12 protein-coding genes and 1 pseudogene are annotated in these 15,936 nt (G+C 63.4%); 7 read left to right on the top strand and 6 right to left on the bottom strand.

What is annotated here, in order from left to right; all coding sequences use genetic code 11:
* Nucleotides 1-8 precede the first annotated feature (8 nt).
* From C2H86_RS16990 to pcaR, 5 genes are all read right to left on the bottom strand, one after another.
* Nucleotides 9-1,361, bottom strand: coding sequence for a 3-carboxy-cis,cis-muconate cycloisomerase (locus C2H86_RS16990; protein ID WP_159409035.1), 1,353 nt, complete (start codon nt 1,359-1,361; stop codon nt 9-11).
* Between the two features lie 9 nt (nt 1,362-1,370).
* Nucleotides 1,371-2,660, bottom strand: coding sequence for an MFS family transporter (locus C2H86_RS16985; RefSeq protein ID WP_159409034.1), 1,290 nt, complete (start codon nt 2,658-2,660; stop codon nt 1,371-1,373).
* A gap of 189 nt (nt 2,661-2,849) precedes the next feature.
* A complete protein-coding gene (gene pcaF / locus C2H86_RS16980) occupies nt 2,850-4,055 on the bottom strand; it encodes a 3-oxoadipyl-CoA thiolase (RefSeq protein WP_205524627.1) in 1,206 nt (401 codons plus the stop codon).
* Between the two features lie 153 nt (nt 4,056-4,208).
* Nucleotides 4,209-5,552 (bottom strand): MFS transporter, encoded by a 1,344-nt coding sequence (locus C2H86_RS16975; protein ID WP_159409032.1) that lies wholly within the window; start codon nt 5,550-5,552, stop codon nt 4,209-4,211.
* A 292-nt stretch (nt 5,553-5,844) separates the two neighbouring features.
* Entirely contained in the window at nt 5,845-6,720 is an 876-nt protein-coding gene (pcaR, locus tag C2H86_RS16970) for a pca regulon transcriptional regulator PcaR (protein ID WP_181004539.1), read from the bottom strand.
* A gap of 456 nt (nt 6,721-7,176) precedes the next feature.
* Between pcaR and C2H86_RS16965 the strand changes: the two genes are divergently transcribed.
* Together C2H86_RS16965 and C2H86_RS16960 are read left to right on the top strand one after the other, a co-directional pair.
* Nucleotides 7,177-7,377, top strand: coding sequence for a hypothetical protein (locus C2H86_RS16965; protein ID WP_159409031.1), 201 nt, complete (start codon nt 7,177-7,179; stop codon nt 7,375-7,377).
* 315 nt (nt 7,378-7,692) lie between these two features.
* On the top strand, nt 7,693-9,165 hold the full coding sequence (locus C2H86_RS16960; RefSeq protein WP_159409030.1) for an inorganic phosphate transporter: 1,473 nt from the start codon (nt 7,693-7,695) through the stop codon (nt 9,163-9,165).
* Between the two features lie 73 nt (nt 9,166-9,238).
* Here C2H86_RS16960 and C2H86_RS16955 read toward each other — a convergent pair whose 3' ends face one another.
* On the bottom strand, nt 9,239-10,714 hold the full coding sequence (locus C2H86_RS16955) for a helicase HerA-like domain-containing protein (protein ID WP_159409029.1): 1,476 nt from the start codon (nt 10,712-10,714) through the stop codon (nt 9,239-9,241).
* On the opposite strand from C2H86_RS16955, the pseudogene C2H86_RS28735 reads away from it, so the two are divergent.
* From C2H86_RS28735 to C2H86_RS16935, 5 genes and pseudogenes are all read left to right on the top strand, one after another.
* Nucleotides 10,695-11,849: pseudogene (locus C2H86_RS28735) on the top strand (cache domain-containing protein); the annotation flags it as partial. The gene C2H86_RS16955 and the pseudogene C2H86_RS28735 sit on opposite strands and share 20 nt — an antisense overlap.
* A 141-nt stretch (nt 11,850-11,990) precedes the next feature.
* On the top strand, nt 11,991-12,755 hold the full coding sequence (locus C2H86_RS28730) for a methyl-accepting chemotaxis protein (RefSeq protein ID WP_371856889.1): 765 nt from the start codon (nt 11,991-11,993) through the stop codon (nt 12,753-12,755).
* A gap of 196 nt (nt 12,756-12,951) precedes the next feature.
* Nucleotides 12,952-14,073, top strand: a complete 1,122-nt coding sequence (locus C2H86_RS16945) for a glycosyltransferase family 4 protein (RefSeq protein ID WP_159409027.1) — start codon at nt 12,952-12,954, stop codon at nt 14,071-14,073.
* The gene (locus C2H86_RS16940) at nt 14,066-14,830 is read left to right on the top strand and encodes a DUF2334 domain-containing protein (protein ID WP_159409026.1); all 765 of its coding nucleotides are present in this window, start codon (nt 14,066-14,068) and stop codon (nt 14,828-14,830) included. Before C2H86_RS16945 ends, C2H86_RS16940 begins: the two co-directional genes overlap by 8 nt.
* On the top strand, nt 14,827-15,819 hold the full coding sequence (locus tag C2H86_RS16935) for a lysylphosphatidylglycerol synthase transmembrane domain-containing protein (RefSeq protein ID WP_159409025.1): 993 nt from the start codon (nt 14,827-14,829) through the stop codon (nt 15,817-15,819). The genes C2H86_RS16940 and C2H86_RS16935 overlap by 4 nt, the downstream gene beginning before the upstream one ends.
* Nucleotides 15,820-15,936: the final 117 nt, after the last annotated feature.

The following is a 15,936-nucleotide window of genomic DNA, read 5'->3' as shown; positions in this document are numbered from 1 at the left end:
GGTCTCCTTCAGGCAGTCAAACGTTGATGTTCAGCCACGGCGCGCGCCACCCAGACGCGGGCCTGGCCGAGGTAATGAGCAGGGTCGAGCAGACGGTCGAGTTCTTCCGCGCTCAGCTCGGCACTGACCTGCGGCTCGTCCCCCAGTACGGCGCGCAGATGGCGCTGTTCGGCCACAGCCCGCTGGCAGCACTGCTCCAGCAAGTGATGGGCACGGTCACGGCCCAAGCGCTGGGCGAGCACGATGCTCACCGCTTCGGCCAGCACCAGGCCTTGGGTCAGGTCAAGGTTGCGGCGCATGCGCTCGGCATCCACTTCCATGCCTTCGGCGATCACCTGGGCCTGGCGCAGGGCGCCAGAGACCAGGCAGCAGATGTCCGGCAAGGTTTCCCATTCGGCATGCCACAGGCCGAGGCTGCGCTCATGCTCCTGGGGCATGGCAGCGAACAGCGTCGAAAGCAGGCCCGGCACGCGGGTAGCGGCACCGATCAGCACTGCAGCACCTACCGGATTGCGCTTGTGCGGCATGGTCGAGGAACCGCCCTTGCCCGGCGCGGAAGGCTCGAACACCTCGCCGGCTTCGGTCTGCATCAGCAGGCTGACATCACGGCCGAACTTGCCCAGGCTGCCGGCAACCAGGCCCAGCACCGAGGCGAACTCCACCAGGCGATCACGCTGGGTGTGCCAAGGCTGCTCGGGCAAGGTCAACTTGAGCTGCTCGGCCAGCGCTTCAGCCACCGGCATGGCTTTGCTGCCCAGGGCCGCCAGGCTTCCGGAGGCACCGCCGAACTGCAGCACCAGCAGACGCGGGCGCAGTTCCTGCAGGCGCTGACGATGGCGGGTCAAGGCACCGAGTACACCCGCCAGCTTCATGCCCAAAGTCACTGGCGTGGCATGTTGCAGCCAGGTGCGGCCAACCAGTGGCGTGTCGGCATGCTGCAAGGCCTGGCGCGCCAGGGTCTCGGCCAGCTTGCCGAGGTCCGCTTCGATCAGCGCCAGTGCATCGCGCAACTGCAACACCAGCCCGGTATCCATCGCATCCTGGCTGGTGGCGCCCAGGTGCACGTAGCGCTCGGCTTCGGGCACACCACTGGCGATCACCTTGCCCAGCGCCTTGACCAGCGGGATCGCCGAGTTGCCGGCGGTGGCGATGGCATCGGCCAGCGCCCGCACGTCATAGCGCTCGGCCTGGCAGGCCGCCTCGATGGCCGCCACGGCACTGTGCGGCACCAGGCCGGCAGCAGCCTCGGCACGGGCCAGCGCGGCCTCGAAGTCGAGCATGCCCTGCAGACGGCCACGGTCGGAGAACACGTCGCGCATGGCCGGCGCAGTGAAGTAGGCGTCGAACAATTGGTTGCTCATGCAACGTCCTTAATCATCGTGGTGCAGGTATTCCGCCTGCTTCGGCAGACGCAGGCTGAACAGGAAGGCAATCGCCATCATGGCCGTCACGTACCAGTAGAAGGTGTTTTCCATACCCATGGTCTTCAGCCCCAGGGCCACATACTCGGCCGAACCACCAAACGCTGCGTTGGCCACTGCGTAAGCCAGGCCCACGCCCAGCGCACGGACCTGCGGCGGGAACATCTCGGCTTTCACCAGGCCACTGATCGAGGTGTAGAAACTGACGATACACAGGGCCAGGGTGATCAGCACGAAGGCCATGAACGGGCTGCTCACGGTCTTCAGCGCCATCAGCAGCGGTACGGTGAAGATCGTGCCCAACGCGCCAAACAGCAGCATCGAGTTACGCCGACCGATCCGGTCGGAGAGCATGCCGAAGAATGGCTGCATCACCATGTACAGGAACAGCGCGCCGGTCATCACGAAACTGGCGGTCTTCGCAGGCATGCCTGCCGTATTGACCAGGTACTTCTGCATGTAAGTGGTGAAGGTGTAGAAGATCAGCGAGCCACCGGCGGTGTAGCCCAGCACGGTAATGAACGCTGCGGTGTGGTTGCGGAACAGCCCCTTGATGGTGCCGGCGTCCTTGTCCTTGCGGGTTTCGGCGCTGCTGGTCTCGTGCAGCGAGCGGCGCAGCATCAGCGAGATCAGCGCGGCGATGGCACCGACCACGAACGGAATGCGCCAGCCCCAGGCACGCAGCTCTTCCTCGGTCAGCAGTTGTTGCATGATCACCACCACCAGCACCGCCAGCAACTGGCCGCCGATCAGGGTCACGTACTGGAACGACGCGAAGAAGCCGCGCTGACCGCGCAGGGCCACTTCACTCATGTAGGTCGCCGTGGTGCCATACTCGCCACCCACCGACAGGCCCTGGATCAGCCGCGCGAGCAACAGCAGCGCGGGTGCCCAGGCACCGATGCTCGAATAGGTCGGCAGGCAGGCGATCATCAGCGAGCCGAAGCACATCATCAGCACCGAGATCATCAGGGAGTTCTTGCGGCCATGGCGGTCGGCCAGGCGGCCGAAGATCCAGCCACCGATCGGGCGCATCAGAAAGCCCGCAGCAAATACGCCGGCCGTGTTGAGCAGCTGCACGGTGGGATCGTCGGAGGGGAAGAAGGACGCGGCGAAGTAGATCGCGCTGAAGGCATAGACGTAGAAGTCGAACCATTCCACCAGGTTGCCCGAAGAGGCACCGACGATGGCGAAGATGCGCTTGCTGCGCTCTTCACCGGTGTAATAGGTTGAGGTCATGACGGTTTTACTCCTGGAGGGGTCCTAGGTAAGTCTAGACATACCTAGTAACACACTCGTTCCGCTTGCGGGCTGGCAATTGGCCTTGTGTCGTAAGTGCCGGCCTCTTCGCGGGACAAGCCCGCTCCTACAGGGGCAGCGTGGTTCCCTTGTAGGAGTGGGCTTGTCCCGCGAAGAGGCCGGTACAGGTCAAACCCGCTCGATAGCCAAAGCCAGCCCTTGGCCGACGCCCACACACATGGTCGCCAGGCCCTTGCGCCCGCCGCTCTTCTCCAGCTGGTGAAGCGCAGTCAGCACCAGGCGGGCACCGCTCATGCCCAGCGGGTGGCCCAGGGCGATCGCCCCGCCGTTGGGGTTCACCTGCGGCGCATCGTCGGCCACACCCAGCTCACGCAGCACCGCCAGGCCTTGGCTGGCAAAGGCTTCGTTGAGCTCGATCACATCGAAATCATTCACCGCCACACCCAGGCGCTCGGTCAGCTTGCGTACCGCCGGCACCGGGCCGATACCCATGACACGCGGGGCAACACCGGCGCTGGCCATGCCCAGTACGCGGGCACGTGGGGTCAGGCCGTGTTTCTTCACCGCCTCGGCCGAGGCGAGGATCAGTGCCGCAGCGCCATCGTTGACGCCCGAGGCGTTGCCTGCGGTGACGGTCTTGTCCGGGCCGTTGACCGGCTTGAGCTTGGTCAGCGCTTCGAGGGTGGTTTCAGGGCGCAGGTGTTCGTCACGCTCGACGATGGTTTCACCCTTCTTGTGGGCGATACGCACCGGCACGATCTCTTCGGCAAAGAACCCGGCGGCCTGGGCCGCAGCAGCCTTCTGCTGGCTGCGCAGGGCAAAGGCGTCCTGGTCAGCGCGGGATACCTGGTAGTCGTCGGCCACGTTGTCGGCGGTTTCCGGCATCGCGTCAACGCCGTACTGGCTCTTCATCAATGGGTTGATGAAACGCCAGCCGATGGTGGTGTCTTCCAGCTTCATGTTGCGCGAGTAGCCGCTTTCGGCCTTGCCCATGACGAACGGCGCACGCGACATCGACTCGACGCCGCCGGCAATCACAAACTCCATTTCACCGCTGGCAATGGCGCGGAAGGCCGTGCCGATGGCGTCCATGCCCGAGGCGCACAGGCGGTTCAGGGTCACACCGGGGACGCTCTCTGGCAGGCCAGCCAACAGCAGGGCCATGCGCGCGACGTTGCGGTTGTCTTCACCGGCCTGGTTGGCGCAGCCGAAGAACACTTCGTCGAGCTGATCCCACTGTACCGACGGGTTGCGTTCGATCAACGCCTTCAGCGGAACGGCTGCCAGGTCGTCGGCACGCACGCCGGCCAGGGCGCCGCCGAAGCGGCCGATCGGGGTGCGGATGGCGTCACAGATAAATACTTCACGCATCAGGCTTCTCCTGCCAGGGGTGCTACGTTGAGCCCAGATTAAGGAGACTGAGGGTTCGCTTACAATTCGATAATCGACTAAACGTGCGGTTATCGAACAAAATGTTGCCCTGCTATCCATCTCCGATGACGGGGCCGCCAGGCGGCCCCCGCCTGATCAGGTCGCGTCGGCGTGGCTCACCAACCCTTTGACGATCACGCCTACCGTTGCCAGCGCCGCCGGCACCAGCAATGCAGTCAGCACCTGCTCGAAGTTCCAGCCCAGGCCCAGCAACGTTGCACCGCTCCAGGCCCCGAGGATCGCGCCGAAGCGGCCGATGCCCAGCATCCACGATACGCCTGTGGCGCGGCCTTGGGTCGGGTAGAAGCGTGCGGCCAGCGATGGCATGGCCGACTGCGCGCCGTTGACGCACATGCCAGCCACAAGCACCAGGGTAGCGAGCACGGTGATGTTGCCCAGGCTCTGGCCCACGGCGTAGGCGAACACCCCGGCCAGCAGGTAGAAGATGCCAATGACCTTGTGCGGGTTGAAGCGGTCCATGGCCCAGCCTACCCCTACGGCGCTGAGTACGCCGCCGAACTGGAACAACGCACCGATGAACGCGGCCTGTTCCATGCTGGCGCCGCTGTCACGCATCAGTGTCGGTAGCCAGCTGGTCAGCAGGTAGACGATCACCAGGCCCATGAAGTAGGTCAGCCACAGCAGCACCGTGCCCAGGCCGTAAGTCCCGGAGAAGATCACCGCAAACACGTTGCGCGCAGCCACGGCCTTCTGCTCCGGTACGCTGAAGCTGGCCGCCTGCGCCACCACCGCCGGCGCGATCGGTGCCAAGGTCTTGCGCACCTTGTCGTTACCGCGGTTGCGCACCACCAGGAAGCGCGCCGATTCCGGCAGCCAGACCATCAGCACCACGGCCAGCAGCAACGGCAGCACGCCACCGATCACCAGCAGGCTGTGCCAGCCGTAGGCCGGGATCATCTTCGCGGAGATGAAACCACCACCGGCCATGCCCAGGTTGAAGCCGCAGAACATGCTGGTCACCAGCAGCGACTTGAGGCGCTCCGGGGTGTATTCGGACAGCAGCGTGGTGGCATTGGGCATCCCCGCCCCCAGCCCCAGGCCCGTCAGGAAACGCAGCACCAGCAGTTGGTCGACGTTGCCGGCATAGGCCGAAGCCAGGCTGAAACCACCGAACACCAGCACCGCACCGACCAGCACGCCCTTGCGCCCGAAACGATCGGCCAGCGGCCCGGAGCCCAAGGCACCGAACACCATGCCGATCAACGCGGCACTCATCACCGGGCCGAGGCTGGCACGGTCGATGCCCCACTCCTGCGACAAGGCAGGCGCGATAAAGCCCATGGCCGCAGTATCGAGGCCATCGAGGAAAACGATCAGGAAGCAGAGGATCACCACCCGCCACTGATAGCGCGACAGCGGTTGTTCATTGATGAACGACTGGACGTCGAGATTATTCCCGACAGCGTGAGGTTGGTTCATTGTTGTTATCCAGAAAGGGGGCACGGTCGGGCCACTGCACTTGGGTCAAGAGCACAGGGCTTGAATATCGAATAAGTGCGGCCTGAATCAGCCTGGATACAACGATACTGCGAACGGGTGCGGCCGCGGCAGTCGAGTGACAGTGGTCATGGGATGCGCCTCTTATGTTTTTCTTGTATCGGTCGGCAGAGCCGACCGTTGCGAGAGACATTAATCAGCGATGGCGGGTGGCGCAATTCACCCGGAGCGACACTGTGCGTTTATCGAACAGGAAACAGTGTCGCCAACACCGTCAACCGAACAACTGGTGACAAAGGTCGCGGCTGGCCGCCAGCAGAATCGGCAGGAAGCGCTGCTCAAGCTCGCTGCGTGTGACCCGCCCGACATGGGTGCTCACGTTCAGTGCCGCCAGCACCTGCCCGGACGCATCATAGATAGGCACGGCGATCGAGCGCAGCCCCTGCTCCAGTTCCTGATCGACCACACACCAGCCCTGCTCCCGCACCTGCTGGATGCAGGCGAAAAGCGACTCGGGGTCATTCAGGGTACGGCTGGTGCGCGCCTTGAGGTCGGCGCGGTCGAGGTACTCGCGCAGGCTGGTGTCGTCCATCGCCGCCAGCAGGATGCGGCCCATGGACGTGCAATAGGCCGGCAACCGCCCGCCAACCGAAAGATCGACCGATATCAGCCGCTCCACAGTGGCCGAACGAGCTATATAAAGAATGTCGTCGCCTTCGAGGGTGGCCATGTTGGCAGCCTCGTGCAACTGGTCGCTGATGCGGTCCAGATAGGGCTGGGCCGATACCGCCAGCGGCGTCGACGACAGGTAGGCATGGCCCAGGGTCAGCACTTTCGGCAACAGCGAATAGGTGCGCCCGTCGGTGGTGGCGTAACCCAGCTTGATCAGCGTGTGCAGGCAGCGGCGCACGGCGGCCCTGGGGATTTCGGTGCGATGGCTGATCTGGGCAATGGTCAGGTGGCGCTTGCGCTCCTGAAAGGCCTGGATCACCGCCAGGCCACGCGCCAGGGAGGTCATGAAGTCAGGGTCACCGGTAAACGCCTGAATGCGCTTGGCCGGCGAGGCCACGATCGGCGGTGCCAGTGCGGGTGCGCTCGGGCGTATCGCCTCTGGGTTGGCAGATTCGTTGGCCGTGGTTTCGTCGTTCATCGCTCACCTCAAAAAAATCGCTGGCTCGTGCGATTATCGAACGAACGGCCGATAATCGCAATTGACCGCCGACAAATTTACTTATACCTTTCTCCTGCCACATGTGGCTTCTTTGGAGAGACTGGTCAGGTACCCACCGTAGAAGTCCCCAGGCAACGGCCTCGCCTCGTGCGGGGCCGTTTTATTTCCGCCCTGCGGTCAAAAGACAGTGAACTCTTCCCGAAGCTGTTTGCTCAAAGTTTGTACAGGCCGCCTGAGACCTTGAAACTTTGCACGCTATTACATAAATATCCCTGTTTGGCGATTTACCGATTGCTATAATCGATTCCGCTGGCCTGGATAAACACTCCGGCAATGGAATACTGGCCCGGCTTTCATCCGCCAACCAGCACGTCGTGCATGGGCAACTTGTACCTGCACGCAACATCAGCCACTTCTACTCATTCAGGTATTACTGTGACGAAAGATGAACTGCGCGCGGAACTCGAGCGCCAGGCAGAACGTTACAAGGAAGTATACGGTGGTGAAGTCACCACCTATGCCGCGCAACCGGAACCGGAACGCAAGCCCTGGCGCAAACGCGCCACCGTTCAGGACCAGGCGTTCAACCAGGAACTGGAAAAAATGGAAAAGGAACTGCGCAGCGAGCAGCCCTGAGCTGCCTGCTGCACTGCCATCACGTCGCGGGCCAGGCGCCCTCGACGCGGCCGATCTTTACCGAAAGGCCGAGGATGAAATGGAATTACACAAATTTCATACAACCGTTTGAAGCGCTTCCGCGCCAAGATTTTTCCAGAAATTTAACGAATTTTTGGCAATTTCTTGATTTTTAACGGAACTTTTTCTGCCAGATCACGTCACCTGCTGGGCTGAGAGGGCGCTCACAAAGCTGCCATCGGTCAGCAGTGGGTGCATCGATTGCCAAGGTTTTCTGGCATAATCCCGCCCCCCTATGACCGCCAGACAACCTTCATGATCGATTTATTCAGCGGACTGGATGCCTGGGTACTGGTGAGCCTGCTGCTCGCCCTGACCTTCGTGCTCGCATTCGAGTTCATCAATGGCTTTCATGACACCGCAAACGCGGTAGCCACCGTCATCTATACCAAAGCCATGCCACCACACCTGGCCGTGTTCTTCTCCGGGGTGTTCAACTTCCTCGGCGTTCTGCTCGGCGGCGTCGGGGTGGCTTATGCCATCGTGCACCTGCTGCCGGTCGAACTGCTGATCAATGTGAATACCGGGCATGGCCTGGCCATGGTCTTCTCGTTGCTGGCCGCTGCCATTACCTGGAACCTCGGCACCTGGTACTTCGGCATCCCCGCCTCCAGCTCGCACACCCTGATTGGTTCGATCCTCGGCGTGGGCCTGGCCAACGCGCTGATCAACGACATTCCGCTGGGCGATGGCGTCAACTGGCAGAAGGCGATCGACATCGCCATGTCGCTGGTGGTCTCGCCAATGGCCGGTTTCGCTGTCGCTGCACTGGTGCTGATTGGCCTGAAATGGTGGCGCCCGCTGTCGAAGATGCACAAGACGCCAGAGCAGCGTCGCAAGCTCGACGACAAGAAGCACCCACCGTTCTGGAACCGCCTGGTGCTGGTGATTTCGGCCATGGGCGTGAGCTTCGTGCACGGTTCCAACGATGGCCAGAAAGGTATCGGCCTGATCATGCTGGTGCTGATCGGTATCGTCCCGGCCAAGTTCGTTCTCGACCTGAACAGCACCACCTACCAGATCGAGCGCACCCGCGACGCGACCACGCACCTGAGCCAGTTCTACCAGCGCAACGCCGCTACCCTGGGCGAATTCCTGGCCCTGGGCAAGGCACAGGCCAGCGACCTGCCGGAGCAGTTCAGCTGCAACCCGCAGCAGACGGAGCCAACCATCGCCGCGCTGCAAAGCTCGTTGCAAGGTGTGACCGACTATCGCGCCCTGGAAGCCGAGAAACGCGTCGAAGTGCGCCGCTACCTGCTGTGCCTGGACGACACCGCGAAGAAGGTCGGCAAGCTGCCTGGCCTGGACGCCCGTGAAAAGGCCGACCTCGAGAAGCTGCGCAAGGACCTGACCGCGACCACCGAATACGCCCCGTTCTGGGTGATCGTGGCCGTCGCCCTGGCCCTGGGCCTGGGCACCATGGTTGGCTGGAAGCGTGTGGTGCTGACCGTCGGCGAGAAGATCGGCAAGCAGGGCATGACCTATGCCCAGGGCATGTCGGCCCAGATCACCGCAGCCTGCGCCATCGGCATGGCCAACGTGTTCGCCCTGCCGGTCTCGACCACCCATGTGCTGTCGTCCGGCGTTGCCGGCACCATGGTCGCCAACAAGAGCGGCCTGCAAGGCGGCACCGTCAAGACCATCCTGCTGGCCTGGGTACTGACCCTGCCGGCCTCGATGGGCCTGGCGGCCGGCCTGTTCTGGCTGGCGTCCAAGGCACTGGCCTGAGCGATACCGCTGTACTGAAGAAGGCGCCCCAGGGCGCCTTTTTCATGGGTATCGCCAACACAGACCATCACAATTACCTTTTCTTGCCACCCAACAACGACCCCATCAACCCTCGCACCAGCTGCCGCCCCAACTGATTCGCCGCCTGGCGCACCGCCGACTTGATTGCCTGCCCCGCTGCACTCTGCAGAAACTCGCCTGCCTTGTCAGTGAAACTCTCTTCGTCCGCCTTTGGCACTGGCGCCGGCTCCACTGGCTCTCCTTTACGCTGGGTCAGCATTTCATACGCCGACTCCCGGTCAATCGCCTTGTCATAACGCCCCAGCAAAGGCGAAGCCGCAATCAACGCACTCCGTTCGGCCGCACTCAACGGCCCGATCCGCGATTGCGGTGGTGCAATCAGCACCCGCTGGACCATCGCCGGCGTGCCCTTGTCTTCCAGGGTGCCGACCAATGCCTCACCAATCCCCAGTTCGCTCAGCACCGCCAGGCTGTCAAACGCCGGGTTCGGGCGGAAGCCATCCGCCACGGCCCTCAGCGACTTCTGCTCTTTGGCGGTAAAGGCGCGCAGGCCGTGCTGGATACGCAAGCCCAGCTGGGCCAATACGCTATCGGGCAGATCGCCCGGCGACTGGGTGACGAAATACACGCCAACCCCCTTGGAACGGATCAGCCGCACCACCTGCTCCAGGCGGTCCTGCAGTGCTTTCGGCGTGCCGTTGAACAACAGATGCGCCTCATCGAAGAACAGCGCCAGTACCGGTTTGTCGGCATCACCGCGCTCCGGCAGCTGCTCGAACAGCTCAGCCAGCAACCACAGCAGGAATGTTGCGTACACCTTCGGTGCCTCATGCACCAGTCGGCTGGCATCAAGCAGGTGGATACGCCCGCGGCCATCGGCATCCGGCCGCAACAGGTCCTCCAGTTGCAGCGCCGGTTCGCCAAACAGCGCCTCGGCGCCCTGCTGCTCCAGGGTTGCCAGCCGGCGCAGCAAGGCCTGGGTCGAGCCAGTGGTCATCAACGCGCTGTCTTCGCCGAGCAGTTGCGGGTTGTCCTTCAGGTGGGCCAACAAGGCCTTGAGGTCTTTCAGGTCAAGCAGCAGCAAGCCATCGCGATCCGCCACCTTGTACGCCGCATACAACGCGGCTTGCTGGCTGTCGGTCAACTCCAGCAGGTTGCCAAGCAGCAACGGGCCCATTTCGCTGAGCGTGGTACGCAACGGGTGGCCTGACTGCCCCGCGACATCCCAAAGCGTTACCGGATAGGCTTTTGGCGTGTGCCCCAGCCAAGGCATGCCAGCGATCCGCTCGGCCACCTTGCCCTGCGGCGCACCTGCCGCACCCAGGCCGCACAGGTCGCCTTTGACGTCTGCCGCAAATACCGCCACCCCAGCATCGCTGAACACCTCCGCCAGGTGCTGCAGGGTCACGGTCTTGCCAGTGCCGGTAGCCCCGGCGACCAGGCCGTGGCGATTGGCAAGGCGCATGGCTTGCTGAACGGGTTGCCCGCCCGGGTCTGCGCCTACAACTATGGTCGATGTTTCTGACATCTCTTTAATCCCCCGCTCAAGCTTTAGCTTAATTCGGCCGATACCTTTGGGTGATATTCGCCTTAATAGACAGGAGCAACCGAAAAAGGACTTTTCGGGATGTTGCACTGTTTGCAGCGACACCGTGCGAACGCCCGATAAAAACCTTAGCGGAACCGATTACGCCATGAACAAAAACCTGCGTTTCAGCCACAAGATCCTTCTGGCTGCGTCATTGATCGTGATACTCGCCTTCAGCCTGTTCACCCTTTACAACGATTACCTCCAGCGTAATGCGATCCGCGAGAATCTGGAGAATTATCTGGCTGAAATGGGCGAATCCACTTCGACCAACATCCGCAACCTGTTCGATGGCCGTATCAAGCTGGTGGAAAACCTGGCGCAGAACATTGCCCAGCAACCGGCCAACGCCGAAACACTGATGGGCCAGAATGCCCTGATCTCGAGCTTCCTCACGGTCTATCTGGGCAAGGTCGATGGTGGCTTCAGCGTGCGCCCGGACTCCAAGATGCCGGATGGCTACGACCCGCGCACCCGCCCTTGGTACAAGGACGGCATGAACGCCCAGGGTGCGATTCTCACCGAGCCCTACATCGACCTGACCACCAACAAGATGGTCATCGGCATCCTCAGCAAGGTTTCCGCCAGCGTTGGCGTGGTCGGTGGCGACCTGGCCCTCGATGGCCTGGTGCAGATCATCAACTCGCTGAACTTTGGCGGCATGGGTTATGCCTTCCTGGTCAACGACCAGGGCAAGATCCTGGTCCATCCGGACAAGGAACTGGTCATGAAGTCGCTGTCGGACCTGTTCCCGCAGCAAACGCCGAAACTGTCCGGCGAGCTGACCGAAGTCGATGCCAACGGCCAGGCTCGCCTGCTGACCTTCACCCCGATCAAGGGCCTGCCTTCGGCCAACTGGTACATCGGCCTGTCGGTGGACAAGGACAAGGCCTTTGCCATGCTCAGCACCTTCCGCACCTCGGCGGTGATCGCCACCCTGGTGGCGGTGGTGATCATCATCGGCCTGCTCGGCCTGCTGATCCGCGTGCTGATGCAGCCGCTGCACACCATGACCCGCGCCATGGAAGACATCGCCGAAGGTGAAGGCGACCTGACCAAGCGCCTGAGCATCCACAACCACGACGAGTTCGGCATTCTCGGCAAAGCCTTCAACCGCTTCGTCGAACGTATCCATGGCTCGATCCGCGAAGTGTCGTCGGCGACCGAGCAGGTCAACGAAGTGGCCCTGCGCGTCATCAGCGCCTCGAACTCGTCGATGGCTAATTCCGACGAGCAATCCAACCGCACCAACAGTGTGGCTGCGGCCATCAACGAACTCGGCGCCGCCGCCCAGGAAATCGCCGGCAATGCCGCCCAGGCCTCGCAGCACGCCAGCTCCGCGCGCCTGCTGGCCGAGGAAGGCCAACAGGTGGTGGAGCGCAACATCGCCGCGATGAACCGCCTGTCCGACCTGATTGTCACCTCGAGCGCGCACATCGAGACGCTCAACAGCAAGACCGTGAACATCGGCCAGATCCTCGAAGTGATCACCAGCATTTCCCAGCAGACCAACCTGCTGGCGCTCAATGCCGCGATCGAAGCGGCCCGCGCCGGTGAGGCCGGGCGTGGTTTTGCCGTGGTCGCCGACGAAGTCCGCAACCTGGCGCATCGCACCCAGGAGTCGGCACAGCAGGTGCAGACCATGATCGAAGAGCTGCAGGTCGGTGCCCGCGAGTCGGTCGACACCATGGGCCAGAGCCAGCGCCACAGCCAGGACAGCATGCAGATCGCCAACCAGGCCGGCGAGCGCCTGGACAGCGTGACCGTGCGCATCGGCGAGATCGACGGCATGAACCAGTCGGTGGCGACGGCCACCGAAGAGCAGACCGCCGTGGTCGACTCGATCAACATGGACATCAACGAGATCAACATGCTCAACCAGGAAGGTGTCGAGAACCTGCAGGCCACCTTGCGCGCCTGCTCGGATCTGGAGCAGCAGGCCACCCGCTTGAAGCACCTGGTCGGCAGCTTCCGCATCTGAACGTCAGACCGCGTCGCCTGCTTCGCGGCTGAAGCCGCTCCTACAGGATTGTGGAAATTCCTGTGCGAGCGGCTTCAGCAGCGAAGAATCCAGCACTGCCTTCCCGCTTAACCCGATCGAACAAACTATCCTTCAGAAAGGTCAACCTTTAGGCGCGTCATCGCCAGATGACACACCCGAAGACGATCCTGGAGGGATGCTGATCGTGCACATAGCCGACATCACCATGTTCTACGCGCCGGCCAGCGGCGGCGTGCGGACTTACCTCGATGCCAAACACCATCGCCTCGACGCGCTTTCGGGCGTACGCCACAGCCTCCTGATCCCCGGCCCCAGCGCCAGCCATGCCGATGGCATCTACCAGGTGCCCGCACCGCCCCTGCCGTTCGGCAAAGGCTACCGTTTCCCGGTGCGCCTGGCGCCGTGGTGCAACGTGCTGCGCCGCCTCAAGCCCGACCTGATCGAAGTCGGCGACCCCTATCTCACCGCCTGGGCGGCACTGGAAGCCCGGCGCAAGCTCGACGTACCGGTGATCGGCTTCTACCACTCCGACCTGCCGCTGCTGGTGAGCAACCGCATGGGCAACTGGTTCACGCCCAATGTCGAGGCCTATGTCAGCAAGTTGTATGGCAATTTCGACCGGGTATTGGCGCCCAGCCTGGTGATGGCCGACAAGCTGCGCCGCCTGGGTGTACGTGACGTGCATGTGCAGCGCCTGGGTGTCGACCTGCAGACCTTCCATCCCGACCATCGCGACCCGCAACTGCGGGCCCAGCTGGGCATTGCCGATACCAGCCGCCTGCTCATCTATGCCGGGCGCGGTTCACGGGAGAAGAACCTGCCGGTGCTGCTCGAATGCATGCAACACCTGGGGCGCCCCTATCACCTGCTGCTGGTCGGCTCGAACATGCCGGCCAGCGTGCCCGACAACGTCAGCGTCATCGACCAGTTCCGCCCGCCACAGGAAGTCGCCCGCCTGATGGCCAGCGCCGACCTGCTGGTACACGCCGGCGACCAGGAAACCTTCGGCCTGGTCATCCTCGAAGCCATGGCCAGCGCCACCCCAGTGGTCGCCGTACGCGCTGGGGCCTTCGGCGAGATCGTCAACGAACACTGCGGGCGCTTGTGCCGGGCCAACGATGGCCAGGCCATGGCCCTGGCCGTACGCGAAGCGTTCGAAACAGGTGTGCGCAAGCTCGGCGCCCAGGCCCGCCTGCATGTGGAGCAGCACTATTCGTGGGACAACGTGGTGGCTGGCCTGCTGCAACACTACCAGGCCGTGCTCGGCCACCAACCCCAGGTACGCGCCCATGGCTGAGCCCGCAGGGGCATCGGGCAGCCTGATGCTGGTGCTGCACGATATCGCGCCCGAAACCTGGCCGGACTACCAGCCGTTCGTGCAGGCCGTGGACGAAATGGGCAATGTGCCAATGACCTGGCTGGTGGTGCCAGACTTCCATCACCGCAACCCGCTGACCCGCTCACCAACCTTCTGCCGCCTGCTCGAACGGCGCCTGGCCCGGGGTGACGAACTGGCGTTGCATGGCTTCTACCACGCCGACGACGGGCCAACGCCGCGCAGCTTCGGCGAATACTTCATGCGCCGTATCTACACCCACGAAGGCGAGTTCTATGCCCTTGACCAGGCGCAAGCCCTGCAGCGCCTGGAGCAGGGCCTGGCCCTGTTCGCCGGGCAGGGCTGGCCGGTGGCCGGTTTCGTCGCTCCAGGCTGGCTGATGAGCCAAGGCACCCGGCAAGCCCTGAGCCAACTGCCGCTGCGCTACACCAGCACGCCCCAGCACCTGTATCGCTTGCCGGACTTCACCGCATTCGAGGCGCCGGGGCTGGTATGGAGCGCACGCAGCGCCTGGCGCCGAGGGCTGTCGAGGGTGGTCTGTGACTGGCAGTGCCGGCACTGGCGCACAGCTCAAACCCTGCGTCTTGGCTTGCACCCGGTGGACATGCGCCACCGCTCAGCGCGAAGCTACTGGCTGCGCACCCTCGATAACCTGCTGCTGCAAGGCCGCGAGCCGCTGACCAAGTCGGCCTGGCTGGAGCGCCAGGTGATCGCATGAACCGCTTCGGCTGGCTGGCCCTGGCACTGGCCGGCGCCTTGCTGGTACCGGCGTTGCTCGGCGGCAACGAACTGCTGCCCAGGCTGGCGACCTTCGATACCGGGCTGTTGCTGACCCTACTCGGCATGATCCTGCTGTGCTGGGTGATCAATGCCATGCGCCTGCGCCTGCTGCTCGGCGAGCAAGCGACACAGCTTGGCCGTGTGCGCAGCCTCGGCGTGGTGATGGCCACCGAGTTCGCGATCTGTACCACGCCTGGCGGCAGCGGTGGCCCGATCACCCTCATGGCCCTGCTCGCCCGTGACCGCATCGGGCCGGCCCGCAGTGGTGCGGTATTTGCCATGGATCAGTTGAACGACCTGCTGTTCTTTTTCTGCGCGATGCTGGCGATTGCCGGTTATGCCCTGTTCCACAGCCTGGGGCGCAGCCAACAAAGCATGTTGTTGGGCAGCGCCTTGCTGCTGTGTGCAGCCCTGGCCATGATCGTGGTACTGCTGCGTTATCGCCGGGCTGTGATGCGCTTCAACGGGCGCCTGCTGCAACGCCTGGGCATGCCCGGCAAGCGCAGGCGCCGCTGGGCCCGCAAGGTGCTGCATTTCATCGACGCCCTGGCACAGACCTGGCAGCTGCCCAAACGCTCCCTGGCGCTGGTGTTCACCCTCACCTGCCTGCACTGGAGCCTGCGCTACAGCGTGCTGTACCTGGTGCTGCAGGGCCTGGGAGTGGAGCTGTCGTGGATTCCGAGCTTCCTGGTGCAGATGCTGTCACTCAGCGCCGGGCAATTCAGCCTAATGCCAGGTGGCGCCGGTGCCGCCGAGCTGACTTCGGCCAGCCTGCTGACGCCTCTGGTGGGCAGTTCGACAGCCGCAGCGGCGATCGTGATCTGGCGGGCGGTCACTTACTACTTTTATCTGCTGGCGGGCGGGCCGGTGTTTGTCTGCCTGCTGGCGCGTCCGTTGCTGGAGCGCTGGCGGGGTCAGGCGAGTTGAGCTGGCGCCACAATTCGGCGGCATCGGGGAAGTCGGTGCCGTCGTCGTCACTCAGGGCTTCTGGGTCGTAGCGGGCCAGGCAGCCTTCGCCGAGGGTGGGGGGAGTTGAGGCAGTAG

It is taken from the genome of Pseudomonas putida (assembly GCF_009883635.2).
GTDB classification, from domain to species: domain Bacteria; phylum Pseudomonadota; class Gammaproteobacteria; order Pseudomonadales; family Pseudomonadaceae; genus Aquipseudomonas; species Aquipseudomonas putida_W.
This window is presented reverse-complemented; position numbering and strand designations above follow the sequence as displayed.